Annotated in this window: 15 protein-coding genes; 14 read left to right on the top strand and 1 reads right to left on the bottom strand. The window is 72.3% G+C overall.

The genetic code is table 11. From position 1 onward, the window contains the following. Positions 1 to 23: 23 nt before the first annotated feature. From ACFY1H_RS40455 to ACFY1H_RS40445, 3 genes are read left to right on the top strand one after another with little or no spacing between them, the layout of a single operon-like run. Positions 24 to 1943, top strand: a complete 1920-nt coding sequence (locus tag ACFY1H_RS40455) for a hypothetical protein (RefSeq protein WP_386955480.1) — start codon at positions 24 to 26, stop codon at positions 1941 to 1943. An 11-nt stretch (positions 1944 to 1954) separates the two neighbouring features. Next, on the top strand, positions 1955 to 2740 hold the full coding sequence (locus ACFY1H_RS40450; protein ID WP_366578442.1) for a ribonuclease activity regulator RraA: 786 nt from the start codon (positions 1955 to 1957) through the stop codon (positions 2738 to 2740). 44 nt (positions 2741 to 2784) lie between these two features. Further along, positions 2785 to 4671 carry a right-handed parallel beta-helix repeat-containing protein gene (locus ACFY1H_RS40445; RefSeq protein WP_386955478.1) on the top strand — a complete coding sequence of 629 codons (1887 nt, stop codon included), beginning with the start codon at positions 2785 to 2787 and terminating at the stop codon, positions 4669 to 4671. Positions 4672 to 4709: 38 nt separating this feature from the next. Here ACFY1H_RS40445 and ACFY1H_RS40440 read toward each other — a convergent pair whose 3' ends face one another. Continuing rightward, positions 4710 to 5591 carry a fumarylacetoacetate hydrolase family protein gene (locus ACFY1H_RS40440; RefSeq protein ID WP_386955477.1) on the bottom strand — a complete coding sequence of 294 codons (882 nt, stop codon included), beginning with the start codon at positions 5589 to 5591 and terminating at the stop codon, positions 4710 to 4712. A 94-nt stretch (positions 5592 to 5685) separates the two neighbouring features. On the opposite strand from ACFY1H_RS40440, the gene ACFY1H_RS40435 reads away from it, so the two are divergent. From ACFY1H_RS40435 to ACFY1H_RS40385, 11 genes are all read left to right on the top strand, one after another. Next, positions 5686 to 6444, top strand: a complete 759-nt coding sequence (locus ACFY1H_RS40435) for an enoyl-CoA hydratase/isomerase family protein (protein WP_386955475.1) — start codon at positions 5686 to 5688, stop codon at positions 6442 to 6444. A gap of 2 nt (positions 6445 to 6446) precedes the next feature. Continuing rightward, positions 6447 to 7634 (top strand): CaiB/BaiF CoA transferase family protein, encoded by a 1188-nt coding sequence (locus ACFY1H_RS40430; protein ID WP_386955473.1) that lies wholly within the window; start codon positions 6447 to 6449, stop codon positions 7632 to 7634. Continuing rightward, positions 7631 to 8635, top strand: coding sequence for a hypothetical protein (locus ACFY1H_RS40425; RefSeq protein WP_386955471.1), 1005 nt, complete (start codon positions 7631 to 7633; stop codon positions 8633 to 8635). The genes ACFY1H_RS40430 and ACFY1H_RS40425 overlap by 4 nt, the downstream gene beginning before the upstream one ends. Beyond that, the gene (locus tag ACFY1H_RS40420) at positions 8632 to 9360 is read left to right on the top strand and encodes an SDR family NAD(P)-dependent oxidoreductase (RefSeq protein ID WP_386955469.1); all 729 of its coding nucleotides are present in this window, start codon (positions 8632 to 8634) and stop codon (positions 9358 to 9360) included. Before ACFY1H_RS40425 ends, ACFY1H_RS40420 begins: the two co-directional genes overlap by 4 nt. Continuing rightward, positions 9357 to 10394 (top strand): aldose 1-epimerase family protein, encoded by a 1038-nt coding sequence (locus tag ACFY1H_RS40415; protein WP_386955467.1) that lies wholly within the window; start codon positions 9357 to 9359, stop codon positions 10392 to 10394. Before ACFY1H_RS40420 ends, ACFY1H_RS40415 begins: the two co-directional genes overlap by 4 nt. Continuing rightward, positions 10391 to 11233, top strand: coding sequence for an amidohydrolase family protein (locus ACFY1H_RS40410; protein WP_386955513.1), 843 nt, complete (start codon positions 10391 to 10393; stop codon positions 11231 to 11233). Before ACFY1H_RS40415 ends, ACFY1H_RS40410 begins: the two co-directional genes overlap by 4 nt. After that, a complete protein-coding gene (locus ACFY1H_RS40405) occupies positions 11230 to 12027 on the top strand; it encodes a methyltransferase domain-containing protein (protein ID WP_366578458.1) in 798 nt (265 codons plus the stop codon). Before ACFY1H_RS40410 ends, ACFY1H_RS40405 begins: the two co-directional genes overlap by 4 nt. Positions 12028 to 12163: 136 nt before the next feature. Further along, on the top strand, positions 12164 to 13057 hold the full coding sequence (locus ACFY1H_RS40400) for an FAD binding domain-containing protein (RefSeq protein ID WP_386955465.1): 894 nt from the start codon (positions 12164 to 12166) through the stop codon (positions 13055 to 13057). After that, on the top strand, positions 13050 to 13556 hold the full coding sequence (locus tag ACFY1H_RS40395) for a (2Fe-2S)-binding protein (RefSeq protein WP_386955463.1): 507 nt from the start codon (positions 13050 to 13052) through the stop codon (positions 13554 to 13556). Before ACFY1H_RS40400 ends, ACFY1H_RS40395 begins: the two co-directional genes overlap by 8 nt. Beyond that, positions 13553 to 15988 (top strand): xanthine dehydrogenase family protein molybdopterin-binding subunit, encoded by a 2436-nt coding sequence (locus ACFY1H_RS40390; protein WP_386955461.1) that lies wholly within the window; start codon positions 13553 to 13555, stop codon positions 15986 to 15988. The genes ACFY1H_RS40395 and ACFY1H_RS40390 overlap by 4 nt, the downstream gene beginning before the upstream one ends. Then, complete coding sequence (locus tag ACFY1H_RS40385) at positions 15985 to 17472, top strand: CoA-acylating methylmalonate-semialdehyde dehydrogenase (RefSeq protein WP_386955459.1); 1488 nt, start codon at positions 15985 to 15987, stop codon at positions 17470 to 17472. The genes ACFY1H_RS40390 and ACFY1H_RS40385 overlap by 4 nt, the downstream gene beginning before the upstream one ends. Positions 17473 to 17480: the final 8 nt, after the last annotated feature.

Raw genomic sequence — 17480 nt, 5'->3', positions numbered from 1 at the left:
ACAGCCCGCTCAGAAAGGCAGTCATGACCACCACCCCCACGGTGGCGGCGACCGTTCCGCTCGGCGCGCCACCGAGCTGGGCCGTGCTCGAACGCCGCCTGTTCGACGTGCTCGACACGGCGTGGCGGACGTTCGCCGCCCGCTACTGCGAACCCGACGGCCGGCTGATCTTCCGCGGCACCGGCGAAAGCCGTGACGGCGCCGATGACTTCTACGAGGCGTTCTTCAACTGGCCCGTGCTCTACCAGCTCGGCGGCGCCGACGACCTGCTGGCCGCCGCCAAGCACCACTGGACGGGCGTCACGCGGCAGCTGACCGAGGCCGGGTACCTCGTCGGCGAGTTCGAACGCGGCTACGACTGGTTCCACCAGGGCGAATCGCTGCTGCTGTTCTACGGGATCTGCGCGGCGGACCCGCAGGACGCGGCGTTCCGCGAACGCGCCTATCGCTTCGCCGACCTGTACCTGCCGGGTTCGCCGGCGGGCAACTACGACCCGGCCACGCGCACGATCCGGGCGCCGCACAACGGCGCCGGCGGCCCGCGCTTCGGCATCAGCGACGAGTGGCAGTCCTACCACGCGGACCTGAAGTCGATGCGCCCGTTCGGCTTGCCGCTGCCCTACGTGCCGGGCGTGCGCGAGTGGGCCGATCTCGCCGACCCCGCCAAGGCCCGCGCGATGGGCACCGCGATGGACGAGCGCATCGGCCGCGGCGACACGGCGGTGAACCTCGCGGCGACGGGTCTGGCCGCCAACGCGTGGCTCTACGGCCACGAGGACCGCTACCGCGACTGGGTCCTGGAGTACGTCGACGCGTGGCGCGAGCGAGCCGCGGCCAACGACGGCGTGCTGCCGGACAACGTCGGCCCGCACGGCGAGGTCGGGGAGCTGCACGGCGGCCGGTGGTACGGCGGCAACTACGGCTGGGCGTGGCCCCACGGCATCTACAGCGTCGGCGCGGCCGCGGTCATCGCCGCCGTGCACACGGTGCTGGTCACGGGGGCCGCCGACCGGCTCGACCTCGCCCGCGGCCCGCTCGACACCGTCGAGGCACACGGGATCCGCGGCACGGTCGCGGGTTCCGACGCGAGCATCCGCGACCGCTGGGAGGCCGAGCTCGACGTCGACGCCGAGACCCTGCTCGTGCCCAACCGCCACAGTGACCAGGGCTGGTTCGACTTCCAGCCGCCCCAGCTCGGGCTGTCCGCGTGGCTCTGGCACGCCGCGGGGCAGCCGGCCGACCGCGACCGGCTCGACCGCCTGCGCAAGGCGAGCGGCTACGACTGGGCCGAGGTGCGCGAGTTCCGCAACAAAGAGGAGGCCGGCCACGAAGCGCCGTGGCTGGAGTTCCTGCGCGGCGCCAACCCGGGCTACCCGGACGCGATGCTGCGGACCGCGCTCGGCCAGGTGGCGCGGCGCCTCGCGCTGATCGAGGCCGACACGGCCGACCCGGCGACGGTCCACGTGCACCACTGGCAGCGCCACAACCCGGTGCTCACCGAAGCATTGCTGCAACTGGTCACCGGTACGCCGCAGGTGCTCTACAACGGCGGCCTGCTGCCGAGCCGGCTCGCGTACTTCGACGCCGGCCGGCAGCGGCCGGGCCTCCCGCCGGACATCGCGGCGCTGGTGGACTTCGCGACCGACGAGCACGTGCGCGTCGAGCTGGTCCACATCGGACTGTCGGACGAGCGCCGGGTGGTCGTGCAGGCGGGTGGGTTCGGCGAGCACCGCATCGACCGGGTCGCCTACACCGCCGCGCCGCAGGGTTACCCGGGTGACCCGCGCGCTTACACCGCACCGGATTCGCCGGCCTCGACGCGGACGGCCGACGTCGGCGGATCCCGTCTGGAGGTCGTGCTGCCGCCGGGGCACGGCATCCGGCTGGACCTGTTCCTGACCCCGCGCGCCTACCCGGCCGCGCACCACAGTTTCGACGAGTGAGGAGCCGACCAGTGGAACGCAACGGCGACACAGCGCCGGCACCGGTGTGGGAGCTCCCGGTCCGCGGCGCGGACCCGGGCCCGGCCGATCCCGCGCTGGTGCGCGGGCTCGAGGCCGTCAGCTCCGCCACCGCGTGCGCCCAGCTGCACCGGCAGGGCATCCGCCGCACGTTCGTGGAGGGGCCGCGGCCGCTCACGACCGGGCAGAAGGTGGTCGGCCGGGCCGTGACGCTGCAGTTCATGCCGCAGCGCGAGGACGTCGCTTCCGGCGTCGCGCAGGAGTACGTGGAACGCAGCACCGCGCTGTGGGCCGTGCTGGAGGAGATCCAGCCCGGCGACGTCCTCGTGGTGCAGGCCTACGGCAGCGCGTTCACCGGCTGCTTCGGCGACATGCTCGTGCGCTACTTCAAGCGCAAGGGCGGGGCCGGGATCGTCGTCGACGGCCGGATCCGGGACTCGCCGCGCGTCGAGCAGCTCGGGGTGCCGATCTGGTGCACCGGCACGACCCCGCACTACGCGTCGCAGGCCGAGCTTTTCCCGTGGGCCTACCACGTGCCCGTCGCGTGCGGCGGCGTGCTCGTGCTGCCCGGTGACCTCGTCGTCGCCGACGACGACGGCGCAGTGGTCGTGCCCAGGCTCAAGGCCCCGCACGTGATGGAGGCGGCCCGCGACCACGAGGAGTGGGAGCGCTTCAGCCGGTCCCGGCTGGAGGAAGGCGCCCGCCTCTCCGACTACTACCCGCTGACCCCGGACTCGCGCGCCGAGTTCGAGGCCTGGCGGGACCGCCGCCACCAGTAGATGCACCGCAGAGATCCGCAGCACACCCCCGCGAAGGAGATCGCATGTTCGGTGGAACGCGCAAGAAACTGATGAGAGTCTCGGTGGGGGTGGTGCTGCTGGCGGGGTTCGTCTCCGTCCAGTCCGCCTCCGCAGACGTCCAGGGACACGGTTCGTGCACGCCGAAGGAGCTCTACGTCTCGACGCAGGGCAACGACAAGGCGGACGGCTCGGCCAAGCACCCGTGGAAGACGGTGCAGCACGCGCGTGACGAGATCAGCAGCCACGGCTGGAACTCGGAAAAACAGATGCGCTGCGACATCCACGTCAACCTCGCCGCCGGCGACTACCCGGTGACCCGGACGATCTCGTTCGACGAGGGCGACTCCGGGGCCAACGGGCACCAGGTCGTGTACCGCAGCGCCGACGGGCCCGGCAAGGCCCGCCTGCTCGGCGGCGCGCCGATCACCGGCTGGCAGCCGTACCAGGGCAACATCTACAAGGCGCCCTTCGACAAGACGAAGCCGTTCTACACAATGTTCGAGAACGGCGAGCGCGCCACCGTGGCCCGCTACCCGAACCGGGCGACGCCGGACACGTGGGCGCCCTACCTCACCTCGGCGCTGCCGGACATCTCGAAGGAGGCCGTGCACAACTGGCTCTGGTCCAACCCCGGTGACTGGGACCCGAGCTGGGACCTCTCGCAGGCCTCGCTGACGATCTGGTCGGGCGGCAGCTGGAGCTGGTTCACCGACACCGTGCCGATCCTCGACGTCAACTTCACCAAGAACCAGCTGACGATGAAGTACAACACGCGCTACGCCCTGCACAACAGCGGCGGCGGCTCGCGGTACTTCCTGCAGAACTCGCTCGACTTCCTCGACCAGCCCGGCGAGTTCTACGTGGACTACAAGAACGGCGAGGTCTACTACTGGCCGAAGAACGGCGAGAAGCCCACCGACAGCTCGGTGATCCGCCCGACGGTGCAGACCGTGGTGAACGTGGCCGGCAGCTCACCCGAGCACCGCGCGCACGACCTCACCTTCGACGGGCTCGGCGTGCAGTACTCCGACTACGTCGACTGGTACCGCAACGGCTGGATCAACGACGGCGACTCGGGTGACATCCACCAGTACCCGCAGTACGACCGCCAGGTCGAGATGCCGCGCGACCGCTTCGGCGCGGTGCGCGTGACCAACACGTCGCACGTCACGCTGAAGAACGCACACATCTCCGAGACCGGGTTCACGGCCGTGTACGCGCTCTTCGCCAACGACCACTTCTCGGTGACCGACAGCCTCATCGACCACATCGGCGCCGACGGCATCAAGGTGGAAGGCGGCTATCCCGGCGAGGGCGACATCTCCAACCACCACCTGTTCACCGACAACTACATCCACCACTTCGGCGAGCTGGTCCCCGGCGACGCGGCCGGCGTCGAGCTGATGGACACCGGCTCCAACGAGGTCAGCTACAGCGTGATCGACCACAGCGCGCGGTACGCGGTGAGCCTCGAGGCGCGGCCGGAGGTCCAGCCGGGCGACGACTACGCGCAGAACAACACGTTCAAGTACCTGAACCTGCAGGAAGCCGGGCTGGACAGCGGTGACATGGGCGCCTTCTACACCTACGGCGTCGACAACGTCGAGCCCTACACCTTCGACAACTCGGTGTCCCAGGTGGTGATCGGCGACGTCCTCCCGGACGCGTCGATGCCGGACAGCGGCACCCGCGGCGTGCACATGGACGCGGGCGGCTGCGGGTTCACCTTCAACGACATCGAGGTCGGCAAGGTCACCGACGACAAGTACCAGAGCTACCAGTGCAACACGGTGACCAACGCCAACTGGGCGGCCGGGTTCGACGCCTCGCGCATGCAGTACGACAAGATCGGCGTGACCGCGGCGTTCCCGTACCCGCGGCCGTCGGCCACGGTGTCGCCCACGAAGTGACCCCGGTGGGGGCCGGGCGATCCCGGCCCCACGGGACTTCACCGGGCTTCGAGCAGCTTCGCCACCTCATCCTTTCCGGACACCACGGTGCTCGTGAGAGTGCCGACCTCGCCGACGGTGATCGCGACCCGGTCGCCGGCGGCGAGAGTGAACGGCAGGTCCGGCACCAGCGCGGTGCCGGTGGCGAGCACCACGCCGTCGGGGAACACGTCGGCGCGGAAGAGGTACTCCACCAGCTCGTCGAAACCGCGGTGCAGCAACGAGGTGCTGGTGGCGCCCGACCACACGAGGGCGCCGGCGCGGTGGATCTCCAGCTCGATCGGGAGGTTCGTCGCGTCGGCCACCTCCCAGGCGGGCCGGATGCCGGGGCCGACGGCGCAGCCGCCCAGGTAGATCTTGGCCTGGGGCAGGTAGAGCGGGTTGATGCCTTCGATGCTGCGCGAGCTCATGTCGTTGACGACCGTGTACCCGACGACCTCGGCGCGGGAGTTGACGACGAGCCCGAGCTCCGGCTCCGGCACGTCGATGCCGGAGTCGGTGCGGATCGCCACGGACTCGCCGTCGCCGGTCACGCGCCAGGCGGCGGACTTGAAGAACAGCTCGGGCCGCGGGGCCTCGTACACGAGGTCGTAGACGTCGGCGGAGCGCTCGCTTTCGGTGATCCGCGCCTCGCGCGAGCGCTGGTAGGTGACGCCCGCCGCCCAGACCTCGGTCCGCCGGTCGACGGGAGGCAGGAGCCGGAGGCCGGCCACGTCGTGCGACGGGCCGTCCGCGCCGGCGCACAGGTCCTGCAGCTCGTGCAGCGGCAGGGCGAGCAGCTCGCCGATGGACGTCACCGGCAGCTCGAAGACGGTGTCCGCGGTGCGGACGCCGACGGCCGGGTGGGTTCCGCCCGGGGAAAGGAAACGAACGATGAGCACGGCTGACCTCGATCCTCGTGGGGATTCTGCGGCCCGTTCCGGGGCCGAGGGGGAACCTAGACACGGCCACGGGTCCGGCGCAAGTGTGTCCGAAGTGGACTGCACGGTCACGGGCCGGGTCGCGGTGCTGACGCTGAACCGCCCGGCGAAGCGCAATGCGATCACGCCGGACATGGCGGCGGCCCTGCGCGTCCACGCCGCCGCGCTGGACGCGGACCCGGACGTGCGGGCGATCGTGCTGACGGGCGCGGGCGACAGGGCGTTCTGCGCGGGCAGCGACATCGGCGAGCTGGACCGCTACGCCACGCCGTGGGCGTTCCGCAACCGCGCCGACTACGGGGACACGATCCGCGCCCTGCGCACGCCGGTGATCGCCGCCGTCAACGGCTTCGCCTTCGGCGGTGGGCTGGAGCTGGCGTTGGCGTGTGACATCCGGCTCGCCGCCGCGACCGCGACCTTCGCCGCACCCGAGATCAAGCTCGGCTGGATCGGCGGCAGCGGCCAGTCGGCCCTGCTCGCGCACAGCGTCGGGCCGGGCAACGCGGCGACGATGCTGCTCACGGGTGACCCGGTCTCCGCGGCCCAGGCGCTGACGTGGGGCCTCGTCAGTGAGGTGACCGAACCCGCCGAGCTGCTGCCGAACGCGGTTGCGCTCGCCGAGCGGATCGCCGCGCGGGCCCCGATCGCCGCGCAGACGGCCAAAGCCAACCTGCGCGCGGCGTACTCGATGCCGCTGGATCAGGCCATCGCCTACGAGCGGGACCTCCAGACGGTATGTCTGTCCACAGCGGACGCGGTGGAGGGCCGAGCGGCCTTCGCGCAGCGCCGCGAACCGCGGTTCACAGGGGAGTGACGATGGGAGTGCTCGACGGGTACCGCGTGGTCGACGTGTCGATCGCGATGGCCGGGCCGCTGGCCTCGATGCGGCTGGGCGACCTCGGCGCGGACGTGGTGAAGGTCGAGCCGCCGGGCGGCGAGTGGCAGCGCCACGCGCCGGCGGGCGGCGCGACCGGGGTGGCGGTCAACCCGTCGTTCCTGTCGCTCAACCGCAACAAGCGCAGCCTCGCCGTGGACCTCAAGGCGCCGGCCGGTCGCCAGGCCGCGCACGACCTGATCGCGACCGCGGACGTGGTGCTGCAGAACTACCGGCCGGGCGTGGCGCAACGGCTGGGGCTGGACTACGAGACGGTGCGCGAGATCAACCCGGGTGTCGTGTACGTGTCGATCTCGGGTTACGGCGAGACCGGGCCGTACGCGCAACGGCCGGGGCAGGACCTGTTGCTGCAGGCCATGAGCGGCGCGATGTACAGCGTGGGGCGCGCCGCCGATCCACCGCTGCCCGCGGGGACGTACGCGATCGACGCGATCACGGCCTACAGCGCGTTCGAGGGTGCGCTGGCCGCGCTGCTGCACCGCGAGCGGACCGGGGAAGGCCAGCTGGTGACGGTGAACATGCTGGACGCGGCGATCGCGGTGCAGATGCAGGAGCTGTCGGTGTTCACCGTCGGCGGCGTGCCACAGCGGCGGGGGAGCGAGGCGCACGGGCACACCTACATCCGGGCTCCGTACGGGGTCTTCGAGACCGCGGACGGGCACCTCGCGCTGGCCATGCCGCCCTTGGGCGCGCTGGCCGTGGCGCTCGACCTGCCGGAACTGTCCACGATGGACACCGACGTGGACGGGCACGCGAAGCGCGACGAGATCACCGCACTGGTGCGGGAGCGGCTGCCGGAGCGCTCGACGGACGACTGGCTCGCGCGGCTGCACGAGGCGGGGATCTGGGCCGGGCCGGTGTACTCCTATGCCGATCTGCTCCAGGATCCGCAGGTCGTCCACAACGGCTCGTTCGTGCGCTACGAGCACGCCACCGAGGGACCGGTGACCACGCCGGGCTTCCCGTACGGGTTCAGCGCGACACCGCCGTCGGTACGCCGGGGCGCGCCGGTGACGGGCGAGCACAGCGGCGAGATCCTGCGTGAGCTGGGCTACGCGCCGGAGCGGATCGCCGCGCTGGCGGACGACAAGGTGGTGCTGGTGCCGTGAAAGGGCTGACGTGGGACCACCCGCGCGGATACGGGCCGCTGGACGAGCTGGCCCGTCGCGAAGGTGGTGTCGAGTGGGACCGCCAGCCGTTGGAGGGCTTCGAGTCCACGCCGATCGCGGAACTGGCGGCGGAGTACGACCTGCTCGTGGTCGACCACCCGGGGCTCGGCGCGGCCCTCGACCACCTGGTGCCGATGGAGGAGCTGCTGGACGCGGCGGAACTGGGCGCCTGGCGGGCGGGGACGATCGGGGCGAGCTACGACTCCTACGTGCTCGACGGACGGACCTGGGCGCTGCCGATCGACGCCGCCGCACAGGTGTCGGTGGCGACGTTCGCCGATCAGCCGAAGACCTGGGACGACGTGCTTTCGGTCGCTCGCGAAGGCGGTGTGGCTCCGTGCCTCGGTGGGCCGCACGCGTTGCTGATGTACTTCGCGCTGTGCGTCGCGTTCGGGATCGAGCCGTTCACCGACGCGGCAGGCCGGGCCGTGGAGGTCATGGCCGAGCTGGTGGCGTGGGCCGATCCGGCCGTGTGGGCACGGAATCCGATCGGCGTGCTGGCGGCGATGACCGACGGCCCGGTGCGGTACTGCCCGCTGGTGTACGGCTACACCGGTTATCCGCTGCTGTCCTTCGAGGACGCGCCGGCCGGCCCGGCAGGGATCGGCAGCGTGCTCGGCGGTACCGGGCTCGCCGTGTCGCGCAAAGCGCCCGAGGACGAGGCGCGGGCGGTCGCGCGGCGGATGATCGCGGCCGACGTCCAGACGGAGGTGTTCCCGGCGTTCGGCGGGCAGGCGGCCGACCGTCGCGCATGGACTTCGCCCGGCTTCCACGCCGACACCGCCACGACACTCGAGCGGGCGTGGGTCCGGCCCCGGGAGCCGGGCTACATCCGGTTCCAGACCGAGGCGGCACGGATTCTGCGCGACGGACTCGCGGCGCGCGACCCCCGGGTTCACGGCCGGCTCACCGCCCGCTACCGCGAATGGAGGGACGCATGACCACCGCACTCGTCACCGGCGCCGGCGGTGCGCTCGGCCGCGCCACCGTACTGCGGCTCGCTTCCCGGGGCGACGCCGTCGCCGCGCTCGATCGAGACGCCGACGCCCTCGCCGAGACCGCACGCCTGGCCGGTTCGAAGGTGCTGCCCCTTGTCGTCGACCTGCGCGACGCCGACGCGCTGACGGCCGCCGTCGAACGGACCGCCGTCGAGCTCGGGCCCGTCGGGGTGCTGGTCAACAACGCGGCCGTGTACCCGAGCCGGCCGTTCGTCGAGGTGGAGCTCGCCGAGTACGACGAGGTCCACGCCGTGAACCAGCGGGCGTACTGGGTCGCCGCGCAGGCCGTGGTGCCCGGCATGGTGACCGCGGGCGGCGGCGCGATCGTGAACATCGCGTCGATCACGATGCACGGCGGCTGGTCCGACCTCGCCGCGTACGTGGCGACGAAGGGTGCCGCGGCCGCGTTGACGAAGGCCCTCGCACGGGAGCTGGGGCCGCACGAGATCCGCGTGAACTGCGTGTCGCCGGGGGCCTTTCCCACGGCGGCGGAGGAGATCCACGAAGACCCGGAGGCGTACCGGGCGTTCGTGCTGGAGCGGCAAGCGCTCAACCGCCGGGGCCGGCCCGAGGAGCTGGCCGCGGTGGTGGCGTTCCTGACGGGCCCGGACGCGTCGTTCGTGACCGGGCAGACGATCGAGGTCAACGGTGGCTGGGTGATGACATGACCGACCTTTACGGACAGACGCACGACCGGCGCGAGCTCGCGGCGCGCGGTGGTGCGGGCGGCGTGCGGCTGGTGACGCTCGCGGACGGCGCCGAGCGCGGTGTGCGGGCGCTGGAGTTCCGCACGGGCAGCGGGCTGGCGTTCGAGGTACTCGTCGACCGGGCGATGGACCTCGGTGCGGCCGAGCACGCGGGGCGCGCGTTCGGCTGGAACTCGCCTACCGGCGTGCGCCACCCCGGCCTGCACGAGCACGCCGACGAGGACGGCTTGTCGTGGCTGCGGTCGTTCACCGGGTTGCTGGTCACGGGCGGTCTCGACCACACGCTGTTCGGCGGCTCGGTGGATTCGGCGGGCTACCGCTACCCGCCGCGCGAGACCGTGCGGCACGGGTTGCACGGCCGGGTCGCCAACATTCCCGCTCGGCTGCACGGCTACGGCTCGACGTGGGAGGGCGACCGCTGCGTGCTGTGGGCCGAGGGCGAGGTGCGGCAGGCGGCGGTGTTCGGCGAGAACCTCACGCTCACCCGGCGGATCGAGGCCGACCTGGGCGGCAACGAGATCCGGCTGGTCGACACGGTGCACAACCCGGCGTTCGAGCCGATGCCGCACATGTTCCTCTACCACATCAACCTCGGCTGGCCGCTGCTCGACGAGGGCGCGCGGTTCGTCGCGCCGGTGGCGCGCACGGTGTGGCAGTCGGACAGCGTCGCGTCGCAGGGGGTCGACCACCGGGTGCTCCCGCCGCCGATCCCGGGGTTCGTGGAGCAGGTGTACGAACACGAGCTGACGAGCGGAACCGCGGCGATCGTCAACGAGCGGCTGGGTCTCGCGGTGAGCGTGCACTGGTCCCAAGACGAGTTCCCGTGCTTCTTCGAGTGGCTCAACCTGCGGGCCGGCAACTACGCGGTGGGGCTGGAACCGTCGACGCACCACGTCGGCGGCGAGTCGTCCGCGCGGGAGGACGGCAGCATGACGTGGCTGGAGCCGGGGGAGTCGCGCACCTACCGGACGGCGTTCCGCGTGGAGGAGCTCTGAACCACCTCGACGCCCACCACCACCTGTGGCACCCGGCGGTGCATCCGCAGCCGTGGCTGGACCGGCCCGCGCTCGCGCCGATCCGCCGCCCGTTCACCGTGCGCGACCTGCGCCTGGCGACGCTCGGCACTCGGGTCACGCGAACGGTGCTCGTGCAGGCCGTCGGCTCGGCGGCGGAGACGGAGCAGCTGCTGGCGCTGCCGGATCCGCTGGTCGCCGGCGTCGTCGGGTGGGCCGACCTGACGACGCCGGACCTCGACCTCGCGCGGTTCCGCGGCACGCGGCTGGTCGGCCTCCGCCACGGAGTGCAGTCCGAACCGGACCCGCGGTGGCTCTGCCGGCCGGACGTCCGCGCCGGGCTGCGGGCCGTTGCCGCCGCGGGCCTGACGTTCGACCTGCTGGTGCGCCCGGAGCAGTTCGCGGCGGCGCTCGAGACCGTGCGGGCGGTGCCGGAGCTGACGTTCGTGCTCGACCACCTGGGCAAGCCGCCGATCGCGTCGGGGGCGGTGGAGCCGTGGGCTTCCCACTTGCGGTCGCTGGCTCGTGAGCCGAATGTCGTGGCCAAACTTTCGGGTCTGGTCACGGAAGCCTCGTGGCCACAGTGGACGGTCGCGGACCTGCGCCCGTACGCCGACGTCGCGCTGTCCTCGTTCGGCCCGGCGCGGCTCATGTACGGCTCGGACTGGCCGGTGTGCCTGCTCGCGGGCACCTACGGCCAGGTCTTCTCGGCCGCCGACGCCCTCACCGCGCACCTGACGGCAGCCGAACGCGCTTTTGTGTTCGGCGGCACGGCGGAACGGGTCTACGGCTTGTCGGGTGCTGCACAATCACCGCCATGACCTCCCCGGACGAGGGCTACCTCCTCGACAACGCCCAGCCGGAAGCGGGCTCGCGCTTCGACGCGCTCAGCGCGCTGTTCGACGCGTCGACGGTCCGGCACTTCGACGATCTGGGCGTCGCCCCGGCGTGGCGGTGCTGGGAGGTCGGTGCGGGTGGCCCGTCGGTGGTGACGTGGCTCGCCGAGCGCGTGGGGCCCGGCGGTCACGTGCTGGCCACCGACCTCGACACGTCGTGGGCCGCCACCGCCGCGAGTGACGTCGTGGAGGTCCGCCGCCACGACGTCGGCCGCGACGCGCCGCCGCCCGGTGGCTTCGAACTCCTGCACGCCCGACTGGTCCTGGTCCACGTGCCCGACCGCGCACGCGCCCTGCGCACCCTGGTCGCCGCCCTGCGCCCCGGCGGCCGCCTGCTGGTGGAGGACGCCGACCCCACCCTGCAGCCCCTGATCTGCCTGGACGAACGCGGCCCGGACGAGGCACTGGCCAACCGCCTCCGCCGCGCCTTCCGCGAGCTTCTCGCCTCGCGCGGCGCCGACCTCGCCTACGGCCGCACCCTCCCGCGCGCCCTCCGCGAAGCCGGGCTCACCGACGTCACCGCCGACGCGTACTTCCCGATCACCTCGCCGGCCTGCACCGCCCTGGAAGCCGCGACGGTCCGCCAGATCCGCGGCGGCCTCGTCGCCGCCGGCCTGGCGACGGACGCCGACATCGACCGGCACCTGGTCAACGTCACGGCCGGCCGCCTGGACCTCGCGACCTCGCCGATGATCTCGGCTTCGGGCCGCAAGCCGTAGGCCGTCGGCCAGGAAACCCCATCGGCCGGCCGCGTCCGATTTGACATCCGGCCCGGCTCTTCAGAGACTCGTTCTGTAAATCGAACAGCGTTCAGCATTTCGAACACTGGCCGGAACGAGCAAGAAGGGCGAATCGGTGAAACTGCCTGCTTTCGGCTACCACCGGGCCGAATCGCTGGGCGACGCGGTGGCGGTGCTGGCCGAGCACGGGCCCGACGCGCGGGTGCTCGGCGGTGGGCAGAGCCTCCTCCCGGTGATGGCGCTGCGCATGTCGAACCCGGGCGTGCTCGTGGACATCACCACGGCGAAAGACCTGCGGGGCCACGCTTTCCGCGACACCGACGGCCTCGTCGTGTCGGCCGCGGTCACCGCGCGGGCGCTCGAGACCGACGCCGAGACGCGCCGCCGTCATCCGCTGGTCGTCGAAAGCCTGGCGCAGGTCGGGCATCCCGAGATCCGCAACCGCGGCACGGTGTGCGGCTCGCTCGCGCACGCCGACCCCGCGGCCGAGCTGCCCGCGTTGCTGCTCGCGCTCGACGGGTCCGTGCGCGTCGCCGGCGCCGAGCGGCGGCGCCGGATCGCCGCGCGCGACTTCTTCCTCGGGCCTTACCTGACCGCGCTGGCCGACGGGGAGGTCGTCGCCGGGGCCGAGCTGCCGCTCGTGCCCGCGACGGCCGGCTGGTCGATCCGCGAGATCACCCGCCGCAGCGGCGACTTCGCCCTCGTCGGCGTGATCTGCGTGCTGGACACCGATTCCGCCGGGCGCTGCACCGACGCGCGGATCGCGCTGTTCGGCATCGCCGGCACCCCGCGCCGGGCCACCGCCGCCGAGGCGATCCTCACCGGCGAGGTCCTCGACGACGCCGTGCTCGCCGAAGCCGCGGCCCGCGCGTTCGACGAGATCGACGTCGTCGGCGACCTCCACGGCTCCGTGACCTACCGCCGCCGCGCGGGCACCCGGCTCGTCGCCCGCTCGCTCGCCGAAGCCGCCGCCCGCACCCAGTCCGAAGTGGAGAGTGCCCGTGCTTGACGCCCACGAGCCGACGCAGGTTTCCCTCACGGTGAACGGGAAACCCGAGTCGGCGCGCACCACACCGCGGACCACGCTCGCCGATTTCCTGCGCCACGACCTCGGCCTCACCGGCACGCACCTCGGCTGCGAGCACGGCGTCTGCGGCGCCTGCACCGTCCGGCTCGACGGCACGGCCGTGCGCAGCTGCCTCACCCTCGCCGTACAGGCACACGGGTCCACAGTGGACACCGTCGAAGGCCTGGGCGAGACGGCCGGCACCGAAGACGTGCTGCACCCGCTGCAGCAGAAGTTCTGGGAGCACCAGGCGTTGCAGTGCGGCTTCTGCACACCGGGCTTCCTGATGGCCGCCGTCACCGCGGTCGAGGAGAACCCGGACCTCTCGCACGACGAGATCCGCGAGCGGCTGTCCGGGAACCTGTGCCGCTGCACCGGGTACGCGCCGATCGTGGCCGCGATCGCCGAATACGCCGAGCAGGTGCGGGAGGCGCGGGCGTGAGCATCACCGAAGGCTGGGTCGGCCGCCGCGTCAAGCGCGTCGAGGACCCGAAGATCCTGCTGGGCCGCGGCCGCTACGCCGACGACGTCACCCCGGCCCGCTGCCTGCACGCCGCGTTCGTCCGCGCCCCTGTCGCGCACGCGCTGATCACGGCGATCGACGTCGAGGCCGCGAAGCAGGCGCCGGGGGTGGTCGCCGTGTTCACCGCGGACGACTTCAACCCGATGTGCCGCTCGTGGAAGGGCCTGCTCGACTGGCCGGGCCTGGTCGGCGGTGACCAGCGGCCCCTCGCCACGGGCAAGATGCACTACGTCGGCGAGCCCGTGGTGATGGTCGTGGCCGAGAGCCGCGCCGTCGCGGAGGACGCGCTGGAGCTGGTCACCCTCGACTACGAGGAGCTCGACCCGGTCGTCGACTGCATCGCCGCCCTCGACGAGTCGGCGGCGAAGGTGCACGACGAGCTGCCGTCCAACCTCGCCTTCGAAGGCACCTTCGGCACCGGCGACGTCGAAGCGGCTTTCGCCGAAGCCGCCGTGGTCGTGGAGACCGGCATCAGCACCGCGCGGCACACGGCCGTCGCGCTGGAGCCCCGCGGGGTCGTCGCCGAGTTCGACCCGTCGGCGAAGTCGCTCACCGTGCGGCTGTCCACCCAGGCGCCGCACATGCTGCAGTCCGCGTTCGCCGAGCTGCTCGGCCTGCGGGAGAGCAACATCCGCGTGCTCACCGATGAGGTCGGCGGCGCGTTCGGCATGAAGGCGCACGTGTACTCCGACGAGGTCGCCACGTGCGCGGCCAGCATCCTCCTGCGCCGCCCGGTGAAGTGGATCCAGGACCGCGTCGAATCGCTGCAGTCGGACACGCAGGCGCGCGACGAGCGGGTGTCCGCCGCGCTGGCCGTCGCGGCCGACGGGCGCATCCTCGGCCTGCGTTCGGAGGTCGTGAGCGACGGCGGCGCCTACTCCGTGTACCCGCGCAGCATGGTCACCGAAGGCATCCAGGTCGCCACGATCATGCCCGGCCCGTACCGGATCCCCGTCTACTCGGGACACTTGCGCGTCGCCATCACCAACAAGGCGCCGCTGGCGGTGTACCGCGGGGTCGGGCACCCCGTCGCCATCCTCGCGATGGAGACGCTGCTCGACGAGACCGCGCGCCGGCTCGGGCTCGACCCGGCGGAACTGCGGCGCCGCAACCTGATCGCGCCCGAAGAGCTGCCCTACACCTCCGTGACCGGTCAGGTCTACGACAGCGGCTCGCACCAGGAGTCGCTGGAGAAACTGGTCGCCATGCTCCCCGCCGGGCCGGACCTCGACAAGCGCAAGACCGAGGCGCGCGAACGCGGGCGCCTGCTGGGCGTCGGGCTCGCGTGTTTCGTCGAGGTCACCGCGCCCGGCGTGATGTTCTACGGCAAGCGCGGCGCCCCGATCACCGCGCACGACCAGGTCGAGGTGCGCGTGGAGGCCGATGGGTCGGTCACCGTGCTGCTCGGCACACCCGGCCAGGGCCAGGGCCTGCAGACGACCGCCGCGCAGGTCGTGGCCGACCACCTCGGGGTGTCGTTCGACCGGATCAGCGTGGTCAGCGGCGACACGGCGGTGGTGCCGCACGGCACGGGTGTGTGGGCCAGCCGTTCGGCCGTGGTCAGCAGCGGTGCCGCCGCGTCGGCCGCCCGTGAGGTGAAGGAACGGCTGCTCGCGATCGCCGGGCACCTGCTGGAGGTCGACCCTGCCGACCTCGAGATCGGCGACGGCGTGGTCCAGGTCGCGGGCGCGCCGAACGTCCACTTGGGAGTCGAAGAGCTCGCCGAGGTCGCGCACTTCCGCACCCACCGGCTGCCGCCGGAGCTGCGGATCGGGCTGTCGGTGGTGGGGGAGTACAGCGGCCCCAACGTCACCTTCAACAACGGCGCCCACGCCGCGGTCGTCGAGGTCGAGGAGGACAGCGGGCTCGTGCACATCGTCGACTACGCGTGCGTCGAGGACTGCGGGGTGCTCATCAACCCGGACATCGTGGACGGGCAGATCCGCGGCGGTGTCGCGCAGGGCATCGGCGGGGCGTTGTTCGAGCGGCTGTACTACGACGAGAGCGGCCAGCTGCTCACCTCGACCCTGCTCGACTACCTCATGCCGACCGGCCCGGAGCTGCCGGACGTGCGCATCACCCATCTCGAGACGCCGAGCCCCATCACCATGCTGGGCGTGAAAGGCGCCGGTGAGGCCGGGGCCGCCGGCGCGCCCGCGGCCGTGCACAACGCCGTGAACGACGCGCTCGCCCCGCTGGGCGCGCGGGTGTGGCACGAGCCGATCACGCCCGAACGCGTCGTCCGGGCCCTCGACGAATCCGCCGGCCACCGCTGGCCCGAACCACCCGACACCCCACCCGTACCGGCTCTCCCGCACCTCGGCTCGACTGTCGAGAAAGGACACTCGTGAACACCATCCAGCACTTCGTCGGCGGCGCTTTCGTCCAGGACGAACCGGCCGCGTGGGCCGACGTGCACGACCCCGCCCGCGGCAGCGTCGCGGGCCGGGTCGCGCTCGGCGACGCCGGTGCCGTGGACCAGGCCGTGAAGGTGGCGCTCGACGCGCAGGCCGCCTGGGCCGAGGAATCGCTCGGCGTGCGCCAGCAGGTTCTGCTGGAGTTCATCCGGCTCGTCGAGCGGTCGCGGGACGAGCTGGCCGAGCTCGTGACCGGCGAGCACGGCAAGACGCTCGCCGACGCCCGCGCGGAGGTCAACGCGGGCCTGGACGTCGCGAAGTTCGCGGCCGGGATCCCGCACCTGCTCAAGGGCGACTTCAGCGAGAACGTCTCCCGTGGGGTGGACACGTACTCGATCCGCCAGCCGCTGGGGGTCGTCGCGGGCATCACGCCGTTCAACTTCCCCGTGATGGTTCCGATGTGGATGTTCCCGATCGCCGTCGCGTGCGGCAACGCCTTCGTCCTCAAGCCGAGCGAGAAGGACCCGTCGGCGTCCAACCGCCTGGCCGAGCTGGCCCTGGAGGCGGGGCTGCCCGCCGGCGTGCTCAACGTCGTGCACGGCAGCGCCCCGGCCGTCGACGCGCTGCTGGCCCACCCGGATGTCGCCGCGGTGAGCTTCGTGGGGTCGACGCCGGTGGCCCGGCACGTCTACGAGACCGCGGCCAAGCACGGCAAGCGGGTGCAGGCCCTCGGCGGCGCGAAGAACCACCTCGTGGTGCTGCCGGACGCCGACCTCGACGCGGCCGCCGACGCCCTCGTCTCCGCCGCCTACGGCTCGGCGGGGGAGCGGTGCATGGCGATCTCGGTCGCGGTGGCCGTCGGCGGGGTCGGCGACGCGCTGCGCGAGCGGCTGGTGGAACGCATCGGCCGGCTGTCCACTGCGGACGGTCACGACGAGGGCGCCGACATGGGCCCGCTGGTGACCGCCGACCACCTGCGCCGCGTGAGCGGTTACGTGCAGGCCGGCGCGGACGCGGGCGCGGACCTCGTGGTCGACGGCCGCGACGTGCGGGTTCCGGGACGGGAGAACGGATTCTTCCTCGCACCGACGCTGCTCGACCACGTGCGCCCGGACATGACCGTGTACACCGACGAGATCTTCGGCCCCGTGCTGTCGATGCTGCGGGTCGACTCGCTGGAGGAGGCCGTCGGGCTGATCAACGGCAGCGAGTACGGCAACGGCGTCTCCCTGTTCACCCGCGACGGTGTCGCCGCACGGCAGTTCCAGCACACCGTGCAGGCCGGCATGGTCGGGCTCAACGTGCCCATCCCCGTGCCGATCCCGTACTTCCCGTTCGGCGGCTGGAAGCACTCGCTCTTCGGCGACTCCGGCCAGTACGGCGAGGACGGCATCCGGTTCTTCACGCGCCGCAAGGTCGTCACGAGCCGGTGGGCGCCGTCGGCCGGCTCCCGCGTCGACATGCGGTTCCCGGCCTAGGGGGCGCT

The organism is Amycolatopsis sp. NPDC001319, assembly GCF_042896185.1.
Lineage (GTDB): Bacteria > Actinomycetota > Actinomycetes > Mycobacteriales > Pseudonocardiaceae > Amycolatopsis.
The sequence above is the reverse complement of the archived record's forward strand: the minus strand, read 5'-3'. Positions and strand labels throughout refer to the sequence as shown.